21 protein-coding genes are annotated in these 19392 nt (G+C 57.4%); 12 read left to right on the forward strand and 9 right to left on the reverse strand.

Features of this window, described 5'->3' with window-relative positions:
• Positions 1-2: 2 nt before the first annotated feature.
• Positions 3-734 carry a TVP38/TMEM64 family protein gene (locus ACR0AY_RS20160; RefSeq protein ID WP_170392949.1) on the reverse strand — a complete coding sequence of 244 codons (732 nt, stop codon included), beginning with the start codon at positions 732-734 and terminating at the stop codon, positions 3-5.
• A gap of 295 nt (positions 735-1029) precedes the next feature.
• Between ACR0AY_RS20160 and rpmH the strand changes: the two genes are divergently transcribed.
• The 12 genes from rpmH (at position 1030) to ACR0AY_RS20220 (ending at position 10722) form a co-directional block, all read left to right on the forward strand.
• Positions 1030-1164 (forward strand): 50S ribosomal protein L34, encoded by a 135-nt coding sequence (gene rpmH, locus ACR0AY_RS20165; RefSeq protein ID WP_005980833.1) that lies wholly within the window; start codon positions 1030-1032, stop codon positions 1162-1164.
• A gap of 26 nt (positions 1165-1190) precedes the next feature.
• On the forward strand, positions 1191-1616 hold the full coding sequence (gene rnpA / locus ACR0AY_RS20170; protein ID WP_170515897.1) for a ribonuclease P protein component: 426 nt from the start codon (positions 1191-1193) through the stop codon (positions 1614-1616).
• Positions 1613-1846, forward strand: coding sequence for a membrane protein insertion efficiency factor YidD (yidD, locus tag ACR0AY_RS20175; RefSeq protein ID WP_170508727.1), 234 nt, complete (start codon positions 1613-1615; stop codon positions 1844-1846). Before rnpA ends, yidD begins: the two co-directional genes overlap by 4 nt.
• 38 nt (positions 1847-1884) lie before the next feature.
• On the forward strand, positions 1885-2769 hold the full coding sequence (gene ttcA / locus ACR0AY_RS20180) for a tRNA 2-thiocytidine(32) synthetase TtcA (protein ID WP_170515899.1): 885 nt from the start codon (positions 1885-1887) through the stop codon (positions 2767-2769).
• Positions 2770-2839: 70 nt separating this feature from the next.
• On the forward strand, positions 2840-4381 hold the full coding sequence (locus ACR0AY_RS20185; RefSeq protein WP_480454530.1) for a putative bifunctional diguanylate cyclase/phosphodiesterase: 1542 nt from the start codon (positions 2840-2842) through the stop codon (positions 4379-4381).
• A gap of 126 nt (positions 4382-4507) precedes the next feature.
• The gene (gene yidC / locus ACR0AY_RS20190; protein WP_170515903.1) at positions 4508-6331 is read left to right on the forward strand and encodes a membrane protein insertase YidC; all 1824 of its coding nucleotides are present in this window, start codon (positions 4508-4510) and stop codon (positions 6329-6331) included.
• Complete coding sequence (locus ACR0AY_RS20195) at positions 6328-7065, forward strand: MOSC domain-containing protein (RefSeq protein WP_480454531.1); 738 nt, start codon at positions 6328-6330, stop codon at positions 7063-7065. Before yidC ends, ACR0AY_RS20195 begins: the two co-directional genes overlap by 4 nt.
• Positions 7062-7715 (forward strand): ribosome biogenesis GTP-binding protein YihA/YsxC, encoded by a 654-nt coding sequence (gene yihA / locus ACR0AY_RS20200; protein ID WP_170515910.1) that lies wholly within the window; start codon positions 7062-7064, stop codon positions 7713-7715. The genes ACR0AY_RS20195 and yihA overlap by 4 nt, the downstream gene beginning before the upstream one ends.
• 147 nt (positions 7716-7862) lie before the next feature.
• The gene (gene argB, locus ACR0AY_RS20205; protein ID WP_170392876.1) at positions 7863-8726 is read left to right on the forward strand and encodes an acetylglutamate kinase; all 864 of its coding nucleotides are present in this window, start codon (positions 7863-7865) and stop codon (positions 8724-8726) included.
• A 57-nt stretch (positions 8727-8783) separates the two neighbouring features.
• On the forward strand, positions 8784-9575 hold the full coding sequence (locus ACR0AY_RS20210; protein WP_170516036.1) for a sterol desaturase family protein: 792 nt from the start codon (positions 8784-8786) through the stop codon (positions 9573-9575).
• Positions 9575-10228, forward strand: a complete 654-nt coding sequence (locus tag ACR0AY_RS20215; protein WP_170516038.1) for a ferredoxin — start codon at positions 9575-9577, stop codon at positions 10226-10228. Before ACR0AY_RS20210 ends, ACR0AY_RS20215 begins: the two co-directional genes overlap by 1 nt.
• Positions 10225-10722: a histidine phosphatase family protein gene (locus ACR0AY_RS20220; protein WP_170515912.1), complete on the forward strand. Its 498-nt coding sequence runs from the start codon at positions 10225-10227 to the stop codon at positions 10720-10722. The genes ACR0AY_RS20215 and ACR0AY_RS20220 overlap by 4 nt, the downstream gene beginning before the upstream one ends.
• Positions 10723-10769: 47 nt before the next feature.
• Here the strand turns inward: ACR0AY_RS20220 and ACR0AY_RS20225 are convergent, their stop codons facing one another.
• The 8 genes from ACR0AY_RS20225 to ACR0AY_RS20260 all read right to left on the reverse strand — a co-directional run bounded on the left by ACR0AY_RS20225 (position 10770) and on the right by ACR0AY_RS20260 (position 19391).
• Complete coding sequence (locus ACR0AY_RS20225; protein ID WP_304621965.1) at positions 10770-11561, reverse strand: amino acid ABC transporter ATP-binding protein; 792 nt, start codon at positions 11559-11561, stop codon at positions 10770-10772.
• 12 nt (positions 11562-11573) lie between these two features.
• Positions 11574-12929, reverse strand: a complete 1356-nt coding sequence (locus ACR0AY_RS20230) for an amino acid ABC transporter permease (protein WP_170392880.1) — start codon at positions 12927-12929, stop codon at positions 11574-11576.
• Between the two features lies 1 nt (position 12930).
• Complete coding sequence (locus tag ACR0AY_RS20235; protein WP_170515915.1) at positions 12931-14199, reverse strand: amino acid ABC transporter permease; 1269 nt, start codon at positions 14197-14199, stop codon at positions 12931-12933.
• Positions 14200-14323: 124 nt separating this feature from the next.
• Positions 14324-15343, reverse strand: coding sequence for an amino acid ABC transporter substrate-binding protein (locus ACR0AY_RS20240; protein ID WP_170392882.1), 1020 nt, complete (start codon positions 15341-15343; stop codon positions 14324-14326).
• A gap of 206 nt (positions 15344-15549) precedes the next feature.
• Positions 15550-16257: an ATP12 family chaperone protein gene (locus ACR0AY_RS20245; RefSeq protein ID WP_170515919.1), complete on the reverse strand. Its 708-nt coding sequence runs from the start codon at positions 16255-16257 to the stop codon at positions 15550-15552.
• 4 nt (positions 16258-16261) lie between these two features.
• Entirely contained in the window at positions 16262-16933 is a 672-nt protein-coding gene (locus tag ACR0AY_RS20250) for an HAD-IA family hydrolase (protein ID WP_170392884.1), read from the reverse strand.
• On the reverse strand, positions 16930-17973 hold the full coding sequence (locus tag ACR0AY_RS20255; protein ID WP_170515921.1) for an RluA family pseudouridine synthase: 1044 nt from the start codon (positions 17971-17973) through the stop codon (positions 16930-16932). The genes ACR0AY_RS20250 and ACR0AY_RS20255 overlap by 4 nt, the downstream gene beginning before the upstream one ends.
• 104 nt (positions 17974-18077) lie before the next feature.
• Positions 18078-19391: a replication-associated recombination protein A gene (locus ACR0AY_RS20260; protein WP_170515924.1), complete on the reverse strand. Its 1314-nt coding sequence runs from the start codon at positions 19389-19391 to the stop codon at positions 18078-18080.
• Position 19392: the final 1 nt, after the last annotated feature.

Raw genomic sequence — 19392 nt, forward strand, 5'->3', positions numbered from 1 at the left:
GATCAGGAACCCTTTCGACCACGGAGGGATTTGATGACAATCGGCAGCGCTGCCAGCGCGCACAAGCCAATAATTGGCCCGATCACGAAGGGTTCCCATAACAGCGAGACATCCGGGGTTTCGCCGCGATCAAAGACACCACCCAGCCCAACACCGATCCAGGTATAGACAATCCCACCAGGGATGATGCCCAGCGCCGTCGTAATCAGGAAGTTTCGGAACTTTACCCCAACCAATGCGGGCACCAGATTGGCAACGAAGAAGGGCACCACAGGTACAAGACGCAGCAGGAACAAAACCGAGATTTCATTCTCACGCAGCCCGTCCTTCAGTTTCTTGACCGTCCCTTCCGAGGCTTCAAGCTTGGCGGTCAGAGATTCACCCAAACCCCAGCGTGCGGCTAGAAAGATCGTCGAAGCGCCTATGGTTGCGGCAAAAACATTAAAAGCCGTTCCTGCAAGCAACCCGAACAGGAACCCACCGGTCATCGAAGCAACCGCAGCGCCAGGCAGCGAGAAGGCAACAATAATGATGTAAATCCCCACGAAAGCCGCAGCCATCGCCCAGTAGTTTGAATCGCGCCAGGCCAGCAAAGCCTCGCGATTGTCGCGCAGGGTTTCAAAGGTCAGATAGTCGCCCAGCGCAAAGAACCCCACGGCGGCAACGGCGAGAATCACCGCCAAAGGGATATGACGTGCCAGCCCGTTGCGCGGGATCTTGGTGGTTTCGTTCATCTGGGTAGCAGGTTCTTGTTCAATCATCTTGCCCACAACATGCGCCGCCCGCGCGCGCTGCAACAGAGGCCTCACGGGGCCTTGATGTTTATGGCACTTAATGTGAGGGATACGCGCTCTGAACCCGGTTTTTGAAATCTTTTGCCCGGGCAGATTACAGATTTGTTGCAAAACGCACCAAAACCCCCACCTAGGGGTTTGACTTACCCCCCGCTACCCAGTAGAGGACGGGCTTCGAACACTAGGGCTAGGCGAATCCGCGCCGCACCCACCGCTATAGATTGGAGACGGAGCGATGAAACGCACCTATCAGCCTTCGAACCTGGTTCGCAAACGCCGCCACGGTTTCCGCGCGCGCATGGCTACCAAAGCCGGCCGCAAAATCCTGAACGCACGTCGCGCACGCGGCCGCAAGTCGCTGAGCGCATAAGCCGCTCGACCTTTCAGGTTATGAACATGACGCCGCCGGAGGCCCCTGAGGATGGTAACAACCAGCCGAGGGTGATGCCCCCGGCGGCGTCCGTTTGCGCATCTGAATCATTGACCGTACTGCAGAATCGCTCGGACTTTCTGAAAGCCGCGCGGGCCAAACGGCAAGGCACTGCATCGATGATGGTGCAGGCGCGTAAACGTGGCGCTGATGAGGCTGCGGGCATTCGCATCGGGTTCACCTGCTCAAAGAAGGTCGGCAACGCCGTCGCCCGCAACCGCGCCAAACGCCGCCTGCGTGAAGCCGCGCGAGCCGTATTACCTATTCATGGGCATGCGGGCTGGGACTACGTGTTGATCGGCCGCGCCGAGTTTACCGCTGCACGGCCCTTTGATGCGCTTAAAGACGATTTGCGCTATGCGCTGCGCAAAATACACGGGGGTGGCAAATGACCCTCTTTGCCCATCTCCTCGCCCTGCCCGTCCGGGCCTACCGGTTGATCTTCAGCCCCTGGGTTGGATTTAACTGCCGCTATCAGCCGACTTGTTCCGCCTATGCACTGGAAGCGCTTGATAAACACGGCGCCATCAAGGGCGCATGGCTGGCGGCGCGCCGGATCGGGCGCTGCCATCCGTGGGGTGGCGATGGCTATGACCCTGTGCCCGACGACGAACGACCCTGACCCTTGCCCGGTTCACCCAACTGCGATAGGCCCAGCCCATGTTTGATGAAGCCGACGATATCCATCCGCTTTTTGCCGGTGCGCCTTCAACCACCGAGTTCAAGAAGCTGCGCAAGCGCATCGTGCGCCAGACGCGCGAGGCCATTGAGCAGTACGGCATGGTGGACCGCACCGCCGAAGGTAAAACACCCCGCTGGTTGGTTTGCCTGTCGGGCGGCAAGGACAGCTATACCCTTCTGGCGGTGCTCTACGAACTGAAATGGCGCGGTCTGCTGCCCGTGGATCTTCTGGCCTGCAATCTGGATCAGGGGCAACCGGGGTTCCCGGCAACAGTCCTGCCAGAATTCCTAGACCGTATGGGGGTGCCACATCGGATTGAGTATCAGGACACCTATTCCGTTGTGATGGACAAAGTTCCGCAGGGCCGCACCTATTGTGCGCTGTGTTCACGCCTGCGTCGGGGCAACCTCTATCGTATCGCGCGCGAGGAAGGTTGTTCCGCAGTTGTGCTTGGCCATCACCGCGATGACATCCTTGAAACCTTTTTCATGAACCTGTTCCATGGCGGTCGTCTTGCAACCATGCCACCAAAACTGGTGAATGAAGAAGGTGATCTGTTCGTCTATCGCCCGCTGGCCCATGTGGCCGAGGCGGATTGCGAGAAATTCGCCAAGGCGATGAACTATCCCATCATACCCTGCGATCTGTGCGGCAGTCAGGACGGGCTGCAGCGCCAACAGGTCAGGCAGATCCTCGATCAGTGGGAAAAGAACAGCCCCGGCCGGCGACAAGTGATGTTTCGGGCATTGACCAATGCGCGGCCTTCGCATCTTCTGGACCCAAAACTGTTTGATTTCGCAAATCTTTCGATCGATCCGATTCAAAAAGACGAAAATTCAGACGATATTCCCCAGTTACGTTAACGCCTGACTCAGATTGATTTCCTACGGTTGGCTTGCGCGATCCTAGCCCAAGCTGAAGGCCGTAAAACCTATGCGGAAATTCCTCTTTGTCGACCGTTGTTCCGAAACGCTGCGGATATTTCTCACCGGACCGCAGGTTCTGGCATTTATTCCCGCGGCGTGTTTAGCCGCCTTCTGGTTGGGCGGTGAACGTGCACTTGTTACCACGGCTTTGGGTTTGCCCCTTGCTTTTGCCGTCATCGGAAATTGGGGAAGCCGTTCTTATACAGCCCACAGTTCAGGTATGCGCCCCAGCGGCCTGGTTCCATATGACGTATTCCAATCAGAGTTGGAGGCGTTGAGTGAATCGGTCAGCAAATCAGGTGAGAATGCCGCCTGTATCGCAATTGCTTTGGACGGCTATGCCGAGCTTCAGGATCTGCACGGTCAGGCTGCCGCCACTCATGTAAAGCAGCAATTCAGTGATCGTATCCTGTCGATCATCCGAAATCAGGACATCTTTTCGCAGATCGATCAGAACCGGTTTCTCATTGGCCTGCATCCCTCCCCACATCTTGATCTGGAAGCCTGCATTCAAATGTCTGGCCGCGTCCAAAGCGCAGTCGAAGAGCCGCTTTTGTTGAATGGCACAGGAGTTTACCAATCCTGCTCAATCGGGTTCTGCCTGCATTCAGACCTGCGACAGGTCGAGGCTGATGAGTGGATTGGCGCCGCCACCGCTGCACTGTCCGAAGCGCAAAGAAGCGGTCCCTCGACCATACGCGCTTATTCAACCGGGACCCGTCGGCGATCCCTGGTCCGAGCCAATTTGAGAAAAGAGTTCGAGGCGGCATTGGACAATGGAGAGATTCGGCCCTGGTTTCAGCCTCAGGTTTCAACGGATAATGGGAACATCACAGGGTTCGAGGCTTTGGCAAGGTGGGAGCATCCATTAAAAGGTGTTCTCAGCCCGCAGGTATTCCTGCCCTTCGCCAAGCAAGCCGAACTGATGGAGCGGCTAGGCCAAATCATGCGTCACCATGCTTTTGAAGCGATGCAAGCTTGGGATCGTGCAGCATGCGTTGTGCCCCGGATCGGTATCAATTTCTCATCCGATGAGTTGCGCAATCCCGGCTTGATCGACCGCCTGAAATGGGAGTTGGATCAGTTTGATTTGACACCGGATCGGCTGGCGGTTGAGATTCTGGAAACCGTGTTCTCTCGCAGGCCGGATGACGTGATCACCCGGAATGTAACCGGCATGGCTGCGCTTGGATGCTGTATCGACCTGGATGACTTTGGAACCGGCCATGCCTCGATCGCCTCGATCAAGCGGTTTGACGTCTCGAGGATCAAGATTGATCGGACATTTGTCACCAAATCCGATCAGGATCCCAGCCAGCAGCAACTGGTCAGCGCCATTCTGACCATGGCTGAACGCCTGAACCTCGAGACGCTCGCCGAAGGCGTGGAAACGCCCGGCGAGCACGCGTTGATGGCGCAATTGGGCAGTAACCACGTTCAGGGGTTCGGAATTGCAATGCCAATGCCATTTGAGCAGACCCTGGATTGGATCGCGGCGCATCGTGCCAAGATCAGGGGTGCATCCAAGATCGGTCGCAAAATGGGATGAAATCTGCAATTACGGTGCGCCAAATCCAGCGCCGGAGCGATTTGATGGGCGATTCCGCTTGACCTTTGGGGCTGCACTCTGTTGAACCCACCGGGTGTGTTTCACTGCTCAAGGTGGCTGTCCCCGATGGACGATCAGAACAAAAATCTCATCCTTGCAACCGCGCTCAGCTTTCTGGTGATCCTTGTCTGGTTCGTGCTGTTCCCACCGCCGGAATCAACCACGACGCAGGACGCTGCAGAAATTGCAGCTCTGGAAGGCGACGAGGTGCAAACACCCAGCGCGACCAGCACCGTGGGTGAAGCCACAGCGACCGCCGAGGAAACACTGCCAGAGGAACAAGCCCCTCGCGTCAACATCGACACCCCCCGTCTGGAAGGCAGTCTGTCCCTGTCCGGCGGGCGGATCGATGAGCTGTTTCTGAAAGATTATAAAGTCTCGATCGAAGAAGGCGCGCCAATCGTTGAGCTGCTGTCTCCGGTTGGTTCGGAATCGGCTTATTATGCCCTTTACGGCTGGGCACCGGGTACAGGAGTTGCAGGTGCGGATGTCCCGGGCCCCAACACGCTCTGGACATTGGAAGAGGGTGAGACGCTTGGCGTAGACAACCCCATCACGCTGGCCTGGGACAATGGCAATGGCCTGACTTTCCGCCGCACCATCGCGGTCGACCAGGACTACATGTTCACAGTTACCCAATCGGTTGAAAACGCGACCCAATCCGAGGTGGGCATGGCCCCCTATGGCATTCTTGCACGCCACGGTATTGGTGAAGATGGCGACCTTCCGGGCCTGAAAAACTTTTTCATCCTGCATGAGGGTGTGATCGGCATGGCGGACGGCACGCTGTCAGAAGTTGACTATGGTGATGTCCGCGATTTTGACATCGACCCGAACGAACGGGCGCAGGCCGAGGTCTATCAGGTCAAGGAAGATGGCTGGATCGGCTTCACGGATCACTACTGGATGACCACGCTGATCCCAGAGCCGGGCTCGACCTTCAAAGCAGCCGCAAAATATGACTCGCGCCGCAAAATCTATCAAACCGAAACGGTGCTGCCGACGCTGACCGTAGCGCCGGGTGAGACTGCTGAAGTGACCACACGCCTGTTCGCTGGTGCCAAGGAATGGGAAGCCATTCGGGAATACCAGGCCGAAGGTGTGCAGAAGTTCATCGACAGCATCGACTGGGGCTGGTTCTTCTTCCTGACCAAGCCGATCTTCTGGCTGCTGCACAACATCAACCTGCTGATCGGCAACATGGGCTGGTCCATCATCGGCCTGACCCTGATCATCAAGGCGATCCTGTTCCCGCTGGCGTTCAAATCCTACGTTTCGATGGCCAAGATGAAGGAATTGCAGCCCCAGATGGAGGCCTTGAAAGAGGCCGCAGGGGATGACCGCCAGAAGATGCAGCAAGGCATGATGGAGCTGTACAAGAAGGAAAAGGTTAACCCGGCCGCAGGCTGTTTGCCGATCCTGATGCAGATCCCCATCTTCTTCTCGCTGTACAAGGTGATTTTTGTCACCATCGAACTGCGTCAAGCCCCATGGTTTGGCCCGTTCCAGGACCTCAGCGCTCCGGATCCGACCTCAATCTTCAACTTCTTTGGTTGGCTGCCTTGGGCGGCACCGCAGCCTGAAAGCTTCATGGCGCTGATCTTTATCGGTATCCTGCCACTGCTGCTGGGTATCTCGATGTGGCTGCAGCAGAAACTGAACCCGGCACCGACCGATGCAACACAGGCGATGATCTTTGCCTGGATGCCATGGGTTTTCATGTTCATGCTGGGCGGATTTGCCAGCGGTTTGGTGGTCTACTGGATCGCGAACAACACGATCACATTTACCCAGCAATACCTGATCATGCGGAGCCAGGGCTATACGCCCGATGTATTCGGCAACATCAAATCAGGCTTCAAACGAACGCCAAAGACGGACGACAAATGAGCGGTTCGGTCACCAGCATTTGGCGGCACCCGATCAAAAGTCACGGGCGTGAACGCCTTGATCACGTTACCATGATCCCCGGGCATACCATGCCCGGGGATCGTGTTTGGGCGGTTGCACATGAGGCGTCGAAAGCGGATGGATCGGAATGGGCACCCTGCGCCAATTTCAGCCGAGGCGCGAAGGCCCCTCAGTTGATGGCAATCTCGGCGCAGCTGCAAGGCGACTCGGTCACGCTGAGACATCCCAATCGCCCCGATCTAAGCTTTGAGCCCGACACGCATCAGGATACCTTTCTGGACTGGGTCAAACCGCTGATGCCTGCAGATCGCGCTGCGTCTGCCCGCATTATCCGCACCGCTAATCGCGGCATGACGGACAGCGATTTTCCTTCGATCAGTTTGTGCAATATGTCGTCGCATCGGGCGGTCGAGCAGAAGCTAGGCAGGGATCTTTCTATCGCTCGCTGGCGCGGAAATATCTGGTTCGATGGCCTGCCGCTGTGGAATGAGTTCGACTGGATTGGCCGCGACATCCGGATCGGCGAGGCCGTTTTTCATGTGCGCGAACGCATCACGCGGTGTTTGGCGACAACCGCCAACCCTGAAACGGGTGAGCGGGATGCCGACACACTGGGTGCGCTGAGCAGCTGGGATCATCAGGATTTTGGCGTTTATGCCGAAGTTCTGGAAGGCGCCACCATTCACACCGGTGACGAGGTTCAGGTTCTATGACCACACTTCCCTTTCCACTAGCTGAAACTCCAGATGAATTCGCAACGGAAACCGGTCGAAAGCTGTTTGCCGGGCCATCCGAATTCGTCAAAGGCGTCGTTGCCATGGATGGCCTGCCTGCCCCCGATCGGCTGGAGGTATGTTTCGCCGGGCGTTCGAATGTCGGTAAATCCAGCTTGATCAACGCGCTAACGGGCACCAAGGGGTTAGCACGTGCCTCGAACACGCCGGGGCGTACACAAGAGATCAACTTTTTCACGCAAGGGCCTGAACTCTATTTGGTCGACCTGCCAGGGTACGGCTATGCGAACGCGCCGGTGAAGGTCGTGGAAAAATGGCAACGTCTGCTGAAACAGTATCTGAGTGGACGTCAGACCCTGCGCCGTGCCTTCGTCCTGATCGACTCGCGCCACGGGGTGAAACCTGTGGACGCCGAGATCATGAAACTGCTGGATACCAGCGCAGTGACCTTTCAGTGCGTTCTGACAAAGGCAGACAAGGTCAAAGCAAAAGACCAGGAAAAGGTGCTGGACCAGGTGCGCGCCGCGCTTTCGAAACATCCTGCGGCCTTCCCCGAGATCGTGTTGACCTCATCCGAGAAGGGCGACGGCATTCCGACCCTGCGTTCGATCATTGCGCATCTGGAGTGACGCGGTTCAGCAATATCCAAGTCATGAGCTAAGGAAGCCGGGCTGCGCCCATCGGGTACGGCCCGTTCAGATTGGCTGTTTCCGCGATCCGGTCTTGGCACCATCCTCCAAACGCCCTAACACAGGGTCCCAGAGGGACACTCAGCCATGAAGACACGAGATATGAACCGGGATTGGATCGCCACCGCCGCCACATTGAACAGCGCCCTGCCCTATCTGCAGCGATACGACGGTGCGATTGTCGTCATCAAGCTAGGTGGCCACGCCATGGGCAGCGACGAAGCCATGGAAAGCTTTGCGCGCGATGTGGTGCTTATGCGTCAGGTTGGCGTAAACCCGGTCGTCGTGCACGGCGGTGGCCCGATGATCAATGCGATGCTCGACAAACTGGATATCCAGTCCGAGTTTGTGGGTGGTAAACGCGTGACGGACAAAGCCACAGTCGAAGTGGTCGAAATGGTCCTGTCGGGCCTTGTGAACAAGCGGATCGTGCAGGCGATCAATGCGCAGGGTGGCATGGCTGTGGGTCTGTCGGGCAAGGATGCCCATTTGATGATGTGCGAACAGACCGACGCCTCGCTCGGGTTTGTCGGCACACCGTCCGAGATGAACCCCAAAATCCTGCATGACCTGTTTGCGCATGATGTTATCCCTGTGATCGCGCCGCTGGGCGCAGGTCGGAATGGCGAAACCTTCAATGTGAATGGCGACACTGCAGCCGGGGCGATCGCCTCAGCTCTTAAGGCAGACCGCCTGCTGCTGCTGACCGATGTAGCGGGCGTCAAGAACGCAGCGGGCGATGTCGTGACCGAGCTCAAGGCTGGCCAAATTCGTGAGATGACGCGTGAAGGCACTATTGCGGGTGGGATGATTCCAAAAACCGAAACTGCGCTGGACGCGCTGCATAATGGCGTTCGGGCGGTCGTTATTCTGGACGGGCGCGCGCCAAATGCGGTGTTGCTCGAACTGTTTACGGAACACGGTGCCGGATCCTTGATCCGTCCTGATTAACGCCATAGTGATCTTCAACATCTTGCACCGGGCATTAACATGCTCGATTGTGAATGTATGGAGAACGAGCCCCTATTTCGCCTAAGCGTGTTTTTGATCCTGTTTGTTGTGTTTGCGGCGGCAGAGACAATTGCGCCAAAACGCTTACGAACCTGTCCGCGAAAAAATCGGTGGCTAACCAATCTATCAATCACTGTTTTGAACACACTGATGCTCAGGACTATGGCGATTGGGTTGCCCTTATTGGCAGTTGGCGCTGCCATTGATGCCGGGAAAAATGGATTGGGCGTTTTTAATTGGCTCGCCTGGCCAGGGTGGGTTGAGCTTATTCTATGTGTGCTGATTCTGGACTTTGCAATCTGGCTACAGCATCTGATTACCCACAAGGTGCCAATCCTTTGGCGGCTACATCGTGTGCATCACGCCGACCGAGACATGGACGTCACTACTGCAGTCCGCTTTCACCCTGTTGAAATCGCGTTGTCCATGATCCTGAAAATCGGGCTTATCTATCTGCTCGGCGCCAGCGCCCTGGCTGTGATCCTGTTCGAGATCCTTCTTAATGGCACAGCGTTGTTCAATCATTCAAACTTGAAGCTCCCCCTTGCCGTTGACGCTGTGGTACGTAGGATTCTTGTGACACCCGATATGCATCGCGTACATCATTCGGTATTCCGAACAGAGCATGACAGCAATTATGGCTTTGCACTGTCTATCTGGGACCGAATGCTGGGGACTTACATCGCACAACCTCGGGACGGGCACGAACAAATGAGCCTGGGATTGGAATGGCAGGACGATCGACCAACAAAACTGGGCTGGAGCCTGGCTCTGCCCTTCCGCCGTTGATGACCTACGCCAATGTCGAACGAGCAGCCACTCAGGTTGGGCTGATAGTTATGGGTGCACTTCATCCAAGGCCCAGTGAAGCAAAGCAACTTGATGACGGAACCCTAATCCTTCTGGGGGCCGCGGGGGCATTCTGGCCTGCTCTGAAGGCCTCGGCTGAGTGGCAGGATGGCCAACCCGACCCGGTTGATCGCTGGTCCAGACGGGTGATCGGCCAGCTTGCGCGGGACTTGAGGGGCACCGCCTACTATCCGTTCGGCGGCCCACCATACGCACCCTTCATTGACTGGGCACTTAAGTCCGGTCGCACCTTCAGCAGTCCGGTCGGGGCCCTGGTGCACGATACGGTAGGGATGATGATATCATTCCGTGGTGCGTTGCATTTTGCGGATGAGTTTTCAATTCCATCCGTGTCTCAATCGTCACCTTGCATAGAATGCCCCGCGCCTTGTGCAACAACCTGTCCGGTTGGGGCATTGAACACCCACAGCTTCTATGACGTGGCAGCCTGTCATGATCATCTCGATACCAAGGCGGGACACAGCTGCATGAACAAAGGCTGCCTCGCCCGGCTCGCCTGCCCTCTCAGCGCCGGCGCAGAGCGCCAGCCAGAGCAATCTGCGCATCACATGAAAGCATTTCACCGATCATGACCCGCACACTGATCCTAATGCGCCATGCCAAGTCCAGTTGGGGCGATCCCTTTGCCGAAGATCACGACCGCCCGTTGAACAATCGAGGACGCAAATCGGCCCCCGCGATTGGGGCGTGGCTGCAATGCAATGGCTGGCTGCCGGATGACGTTATCTGCTCAAGCGCCAAACGCACCCGGGAAACGTGGGACAGGCTGGGGCTGAGCACCCCGGAAATCCGCTTTACCCCCGCCTTGTATCTGACAGGCCCCGATGAGATGTTCGCCGAATTGGCCACAGCCACCGGCAATACCGTACTAATGCTGGGGCATAATCCCGGCATCGCTGCATTTGCAAATCGGCTGGTACGCAACCAGCCCGATCATTCGAGATTCTACGACTATCCGACTTGTGCAACGACTGTAATCCGGTTCGATATCCCCGACTGGAATACACTCGAATGGCATCAGGGTGAGGTTCTGGGCTTCACGATCCCACGCGAGCTGCTGGAATAGAAAAAGGCGAGGTCGACACCCCGCCTTCTTGGTTTTCTGATCCGAATTTAGTGTCCCAGAATCTGGCTGAGGAACAACTTGGTCCGTTCGCTCTGCGGGTTGTTGAAGAACTCTTCCGGTTCGTTCTGCTCCACAATCTGACCGGCATCCATAAAGATCACGCGGTTGGCGACCTGGCGGGCAAAGCCCATCTCGTGGGTCACACACAGCATGGTCATGCCTTCCTCGGCCAGCTCGATCATGGTGTCGAGCACCTCTTTGATCATCTCAGGGTCCAGCGCCGAGGTTGGCTCATCGAACAACATGATCCGCGGCATCATGCACAGCGAGCGGGCAATCGCCACACGCTGCTGCTGACCACCCGATAGCTGACCGGGATACTTGTCGGCCTGCTCAGGAATCTTCACCTTTTCCAGGAAATGCATCGCGCGCTCTTCGGCCTCTTTCTTGGGCGTCTTGCGCACCCAGATCGGGGCCAGCGTGCAGTTTTCCAGAATGGTCAGGTGCGGGAACAGGTTGAAGTGCTGGAACACCATGCCAACCTCGGACCGGATCTTGTCGATGTTTTTCAGGTCATTCGACAGCTCGGTCCCATCCACAATGATCGTGCCCTGCTGGTGTTCCTCCAGCGCGTTCAGGCAGCGGATCAGGGTAGACTTGCCCGACCCCGACGGCCCCGCGATCACGATCCGCTCGCCTTGATTGACGGTCAGATTGATATCGCGCAGCACGTGGAAGGCCCCGTACCACTTGTTCATATTGGTGATTTCGATGGCGATTTCGTCGCTCACCTGCATTTTGGAGCGGTCGATTTCGCGTTCAATTGCAAGTTCAGACATGTGTTGAACTCCTTAACGGTGGCCAGTCTGAAGCTTGCGCTCCAGGTACATGGAATAACGGGACATGGAGAAGCAAACCACGAAGAACAGAACGCCGATAAAGGCAAACAGTTCCCAGTAGACGCCGTTCCAGGCGGTATCGGCGCGGATGCCGTTGGTCAGGCCAATCACGTCGAACAGACCGATGATCGAGACCAAAGTCGTATCCTTGAAGATACCGATGAACGTGCTCACGATGCCCGGGATCGAGATTTTCAGCGCCTGTGGCATGATGATCAGCCGCTGCGCCTGCCAGTAGTTCAGGCCCAGACTGTCTGCGCCTTCGTACTGACCACGCGGCAGGGCGGCCAGACCACCCCGGATCACCTCGGCCATATAGGCGGCCGAGAACAGGGTCATCATGATCATCACCCGCAGGATGATGTCAAAATTAGTGCCCGGCGGCAGGAACAGGTTCAGCAACAGCGATGCCACAAACAGCAGGGTAATCAGCGGCACGCCCCGAATGAACTCGATAAAGCCCACGCACAGGTATTTGACGATCATCAGATCGGACTGACGACCCAGCGCCAGCACGATACCGATAGGCAGCGAAACACCAATGGCCACAACACCCAACAGGATCGCTAGCATAAAGCCACCAAAGTCGCGGCTTTCCACCGGCGCGATACCGATCGGAATGATTGCATTGATTGCGTCAGCCACGGAACCGGCAGCAAACAGCCACCATAGTATGGGCAGCGCAATCGCAAGGATAATCGCGGCAAGAGACCCGGCAACCGGAAGCGCAAACTTGTACGCGAAATACCCGATGGCAAATCCGGCGGCGACCATGAGCGGCCCCCAGATCGACCCACCCCACATCAGCCAAGGCAGCAGGAACGGATAAGCCGCCGTTACAATCAACAGCTTACGCGGCACCTTAGTGAACAACACTGGCGCAATAGCAACCAACAACAGGATGAAGGTCAGGTTCGGACGGAAATAGGCCGGCCATGCCCCTGTTTCAGGCGGGTTCGACCATGTGGCATCCGGATGCGCCGGATACGGCGGATAGAACCCATATAGCAGCTGTAGCCAACGATCCTTGATCACACCCCAGCAGGCATGACCATGCGTATCGCCCCACGTAGCCATCATGATCTCACGACATTCCGACAGGGAATTGGCGTTCCAAACGGATTCGAACGTCCAGGACAGGATGTTGGAGAGCACATAGTAGATGAAGACCAACGAGACGATCGTCAGGATCGCGTTCAGCCAGCTTGAAAACAGGTTATGCTTGATCCAGCCCAGTACACCGACCTCGGAGGCGGGTGGTGCCTGTTCCGGCAACATTTCCGTGCGGACAAATGAAACATCACTCATATTACCGCTCCACCAGTTTGACACGGTTGTTGTACCAGTTCATCACCGCCGAAATGCTCAGCGAGATGGACAGGTAGACCAGCATCAGCAGCAGAACGCATTCAAGCTCGCGACCGGTCTGGTTCATTGTGATGCCACCCAGCGTACCCGTGATGTCCATATATCCGACCGCGATCGCCAGCGACGAGTTCTTGGTCAGGTTCAGATAGTTCGAGATCATTGGCGGGATGATCACCCGCAACGCCTGCGGCAAGATCACCAGACGCATGGTCCGGCCCGGGCGCAGGCCCAGTGCGGATGCAGCCTCGGTCTGACCCTTGGAAATAGCCAGAATACCAGCGCGCACGATCTCGGCGATGAATGCCGCAGTGTACAGCGACAGGGCCAGCCACAAGGCAATCAGCGAGTTACGAAGGTGGGTACCGCCGCTGAAGTTGAAGCCTTTCAGCTCAGGGTAGCCCAGGTGAAAACCCAGAACGCCCAGCAGGATAGCTGACGGCACGAACAAAAGGCCCAGTTGGATGTGCCAGATGGCCGGGCGATCGCCGGTCTTTTCTTGCGTTGAATTGGCCCAGGCCGAAACCTTGCGCATCGCAAAGATGCTGCCGCCAAACACGATCAGGAAGGCGATCAGGTCAAGCGAAACATCAAAGCGCAGGCTTGAGGTACCGAAAAGGTGGATATCGCCCAATCCGCGCGAGAACAGAAACTCGGGGATATAGACCCCGCGATTTGTGACCGCGACCGTGCCAAAAAGATCCATCGTGGCTTCTGGGTTTTCACCTCGGAAGGCGCGCGGTGCTGGCAGGCTTTCAATCAGGATCGCCATGGCGAACACGATCCAAAGCAGCACTGGAACGTTACGGAACATCTCGACATAGACTGTCATGATCCGCGCGATCAGCCAGTTATTCGACAGGCGCAAAACACCGACCATGACACCGATGATCGTTGCTGTGATACAGCCCAGAACTGCAACAACCAGAGTGTTTAGCAGGCCTATAAACGCTGCGCGCAGATGGGTATCGCGCGAGTCGTATTCCAGCAGGCGTTGGTTGATGTCATAGCTGGCCGGTTCGGCAAAAAAGTCGAACCCGACTGTTCTGCCCAGCGTTTCAAGGTTCTGAATGGTGTTGTTGATAATCCAGGCTGCCAGAAGCATGAAACCGATCATCGCTATGACCTGAATGGTCGCAGATCGGTACCGCGTATCATAAAGGAGCATGGACAGCCGGAAGTGCTCCTTCGGCGGGTCAGTGAGTGTCGTCATGACCTATGTATATCCCCGTGCATCCCGGATGTTGGCAGAGTTTGCCTCTGCTCAGATCGTTCCGGGCGTGTTTCTTATGGAAGGAAAAAGGGCGCGGGTTCCCCCGCGCCCTTTTCCGTGGATCTTAGCGGAAAGGCGGTGCGTACAGCAGGCCACCATCGGTCCACTGTGCGTTCAGGCCGCGTGCCAGACCGATCGGGGTTTCCTCACCGATGTTCTTGGCAAACACTTCGCCGTAGTTACCGCCGACTTTGATCGCACGCTGTGCCCAGTTCGCGTCCAGACCCAGCATCTCACCCAGCGTACCTTCGGTACCCAACAGGCGGTTTACCTCTGGGTTGTCGGTGGCACCGCTGGACATCTCGTCGATGTTCGCCGAAGTTACACCCAGCTCTTCCGCTGCGATCAGTGCGTTCAGGGTCCAGCGGACCACATCGCCCCACTCGTGATCGCCGTGACGGACCAGCGGGCCCAGCGGCTCTTTCGAGATGATTTCGGGCAGGATCACGTGGTCGCCTGCGTTTTCAAAGGTGGCGCGCGTAGCAGCCAGACCCGATGCGTCGGTGGTGTAAACGTCACAGGCACCAGCCAGATACTGCTGCTGCGCTTCGGCGTTGGTTTCGATCGGAACCGGCTCGTAGCTCATGTTGTTGATGCGGAAGAAATCCGCCAGGTTAAGCTCGGTGGTGGTGCCGGTCTGGATACAAACTGTTGCACCGTCCAGTTCCTTGGCCGAGCTGACGCCCAGTGCCTTGGGAACCATGAAACCCTGACCATCGTAGTAGTTGATGCCGACGAATTCGAACTTCAGGTCGACGTCGCGGCTGAAGGTCCACGTGGTGTTACGGGCCAGCATGTCAATCTCGCCCGAAGCCAGCGCGGTGAAACGTGTTTTACCGGTGGTCGGGATGAACTCAACGGCGCTTGGGTCGTCCAGAACGGCAGCGGCTACCGCGCGGCATACGGCCACGTCAAAACCCTGCCACTCACCATTGGCATCGGGGCTGGCAAAGCCGGGTACGCCGGTTGCAACGCCGCAGTTCAGCTTGCCGCGGGCTTTCACGTCGTCAACGGTACCCGCTGCAGCTGCGCCAGCAGCCAGGCCGGCAATGGTTGCCACGCCCAAAATTACGGATTTTTTCATTTTTACCTCTTCCTGATTTTCCATCCCTGAATGGAACGGTTCGATCCGGCGCATAGGCGCCAGAAAGGTTACCCAAAAGGTGTCTCCCCTTTAGTGGCCCGAGTTTGGGCGTATTCATCAACAAACGTCAAGGGCTGGATCAGGGAAAACGATAGGTCTTTTCGGGCAGAATCGGACACAAATTCACGATTTGACGAGAATCCGTCTCAGAACGAGAGGTCAAAGAACTGCTTTGCGTGCAGAAAGGCGGCCCGTTTCACTTCGGCGGCAGCATGTGCCTCATCGTCGTGGCCCCATTGTTCGATCTGCCAAAGCTCGTCCAGCCGAGAAATGCGCCATATCTCGTCCGGTTTGCGCCAATTCTGGGCTGCCGCGAAACCAAGAATCAATGATCCCGACAGGCTGACGAGGTCATGAAACGCTGCCAGTTGGAACGCATTCAGTCCATGCACCCGGTCACGCAGGCCTTGCAGCACCTCGGCAGCTTGCGGTTGATGCACCACCCCTGCACGCGGGATCAACCGTGCGCCCAGCGCGTCCGCAGCCCAATCCAATGCAGGATCCCAGGCCTCGGACTGCCGCTGCTGCAACGTTTCGGGATGGGTCGCCCGATAACACAGCAGATCCGAGTCGCCGTAATCGGCCAGCATATCGGCAACCTCACCATGCTGGTGCCGCACCTTGTCGATCGCCGCATTGGCCGAACGGGTGAATGGCATCGTGGTCGGATCGATTTTCTTTTCCTGCGCATCCCATTCCCGTGCAACGGCCTCGGCCATGGCACGCGTGGGCAGGTCCAGCGCAGCCTTGGCGGGCGTTTTGACCCGCCGACCATCCAGTTCAACCGTATAGCCCCCGTCGGTCTCAACGACCGTGCTTGTCGTCCAGAAGCGTTTGGGTTTCCAGTCGCTCATCTCTTTAGCCCCAGATCTTGGCCAGTGCGCCTGGCAATTCTTCGAATGTTTCGATCACATGTGTCGCAGCCGTCAGTACCCGACGATCGTGATAACCCCAGCTGACACCGATCCCGGCAACCTGCGCGGCTGCGGCCATATCCATGTCAAAGCTGGTGTCGCCCACCATGACGGCTTGCGCAGCCGGCACGCCCGTTTCAGCCAAAGCTGTTTCTATCATCGACGGGTGCGGCTTGGACGGATGGTGATCTGCTACCTGACGAGTAATAAAATGCTGCTGCAACCCATGCCCTTCAAGCAGCGCATCAAGCCCGCGCTGAGACTTGCCTGTGGCCACTCCCAAAAGTACCTCGGGCTGAGCGTGAAGTGCCTCAATCACTTGGCGCGCACCGGGATAAAGCGGCGAGCTTGCGGCGCCCTGCTCCAACCTTTGCGCGTGATAGGCCTGCTTATATCCGTCAACCAATGCGCTTTGTATCCGTTCGGACTGATCTGCTGCCAGACGCGCCATTGCATGGGGCAGAGATAAACCGACGATGGACAGGATGGCGTCACGATCCGGGACCGGCAGTGACTGCGCCTGAAAACAGGCGGTCATTGCCGAAACAATGGCACCCTGACTATCGACCAGAGTGCCATCCACATCAAACAGGACCAGCCGCAATGGGGCGTTCATCGCAACTCCTCAAACGGATCATCTGCAGCGAGGTCTTCGGTCCAGCCCAGCGTATCCCAGCTGTGTTTCATATGATCCGGTAAAGGCGCCGTAAGCGAGATGTGTTTGCGGGTCATCGGGTGTTCAAAGGACAGGCTGCGGGCGTGGAGATGCAGCTTTTTGCTGATGATACCTCCCAACTGCGCGCCCCAGCCATCGCCGAGGTTTTCCTGCCCCGAACCGCCATATTTCCCATCGCCTATTATCGGATGGCCGATCGCAGCCATATGCGCACGCAACTGATGAGTTCGCCCCGTCACCGGCTCCATCGCGACCCAGGCTGCCCGCCCTGCAACGCGATACAGCGTTGCATAGAGCGTATGCGCACGTTTCGCGCCGGGCGTATCGTTCACTTCGCTCGGATGAACAGCGATCATCTTCTCGCCTTCGCCATGCTTGCCATGCCCCGGTGCCTTGACCAGCCCGGTCTTGATTTCGCCCAGGTACGGAGTTGGAACACCAGCTACCAGCGCCCAATAGATCTTTTGGGTGTTTCGGTGCCGGAAGGCTGCTGTCAGCCCTTTGGCGGCCTCGCGCGTACGGGCCATCAGCAGAACGCCAGATGTGTCCTTATCCAAACGATGCACAAGGCGCGGGTTCTCGTCATACCCAAAACGCAACGCTTCGGACAGGCTGTCCACATGGCGGGTTTGACCGCTGCCACCCTGAACTGGCAAGCCATGCGGCTTGTTCAGCGCCAGCACGTGATCGTCTTTATAAATCACGCAAGACTGGATCATCTTTGCGTCAGCGTCCGAAACACGATGCTTTACGACAGCGGGCTTATGGTCGGCGTCTGGCAGCGGCGGCACGCGCACAGACTGCCCGGCCTCTAGCCGCGTCGAAGCTTTGACCCGACTGCCATCTACGCGCAGTTCACCCTTGCGGCACATCTTCTCGATCCGGCCCTGGCTGACATGAGGAAACAGGCGGCGCAGCCAACGATCCAGCCTCTGGTCGCCATCGCCCTCTGCTACGGTGATCACCTGTACGCCGCTCATGCCATTGCCCCTTGTTCCGCACGGCTGATCCGCCCGGATTGTGCTTGTTTCAGTGCCTTAGAAATCATGCGCGTCTGTCGCGCGCATCGGGTGCAGAGTCAAGTCTAGCCCTGATTGCGTTGCGTTCTCAGCTTGGCGAAGTATTCCAGCCGTTTTTTCAGCTCGCGCTCAAAACCACGCTCTACCGGCTGATAGAGAACCGGGCGCTTCATATCATCCGGGAAATAGTTCTGACCCGAGAACCCATCTTCGGCATCGTGGTCAAAGGCATACCCTGCACCATATCCCTGATCCTTCATCAGCGATGTCGGAGCGTTCAGGATATGTTTGGGTGGCGGTTCACTGCCCGATTGCTTGGCCAGCCGCATCGCCGCCTTATACCCCACATAGGCCCCGTTCGATTTCGGAGCGAGAGCCAGATACACCAACGCCTGCGCCAGTGCCAACTCGCCCTCGGGCGAGCCCAGCCGTTCATAGGTTTCCCAACTGTGCAGGCAGATCGATTGCGCCTGAGGATCGGCCAAACCGATATCTTCAACCGCCATCCGCGTGATCCTCCGCGCCAGATAGCGCGGGTCTTCGCCGCCGGTCAGCATCCGCGCAAACCAATACAGCGCCGCGTCAGGGTCCGATCCACGCACCGATTTGTGCAGGGCTGAGATCAGATTATAATGCTCATCCCCCGATTTGTCGTATTTTGCGGCCCGCCGCATCAGGCGCGTCGACAATGCATCCGGGTCCAGATCGGCGTCCACTTTCCAAGCAGCTACCTGTTCAATCAGGTTCAGTAGTGCGCGACCGTCGCCATCCGCCATCTCCTGCAGCGCCTCGCGGGCGGCAGACTTTAGTGGCAAGGCGCGGTCAAGCTCTTTCTCGGCGCGTTGTGTCAAACGCTCAAGATCAGCAAGGCTAAGGCGTTCCAGAACCAACACCTGAGACCGGCTGAGTACCGCCGCGTTTAGCTCGAAGGAAGGGTTTTCGGTCGTCGCGCCAACCAGGAGGATCGTGCCGTCCTCCATATGCGGCAGAAACCCGTCCTGTTGCGCTTTATTGAAACGGTGGATTTCGTCAACAAATAGTAAGGTGCCCTGCCCGTTCTGACGACGGATTTTAGCAGCCTCAAATACCTTCTTCAGATCCGGCACACCGGTAAAAATCGCGCTGATCTGTACGAAATGCAGATCGGTCTCCTGCGCCAGCAACCGGGCGATGGTTGTCTTTCCTACACCCGGCGGGCCCCAGAAGATCAGGCTGGACAGGCTACCTGACGCGAGCATCACCCCCAATGGCGCATCTGGTCCCAAAACCTGCTCTTGCCCGATCACCTCAGACAGGGATTGTGGGCGCAAGCGATCCGCAAGCGGCCTGTGCGGCGAAGCGGTTGGTTCCGCAGAACCGGTATCGAACAAGTCACTCACG

The sequence above is a fragment of the Ruegeria sp. A5 genome, from assembly GCF_056543005.1.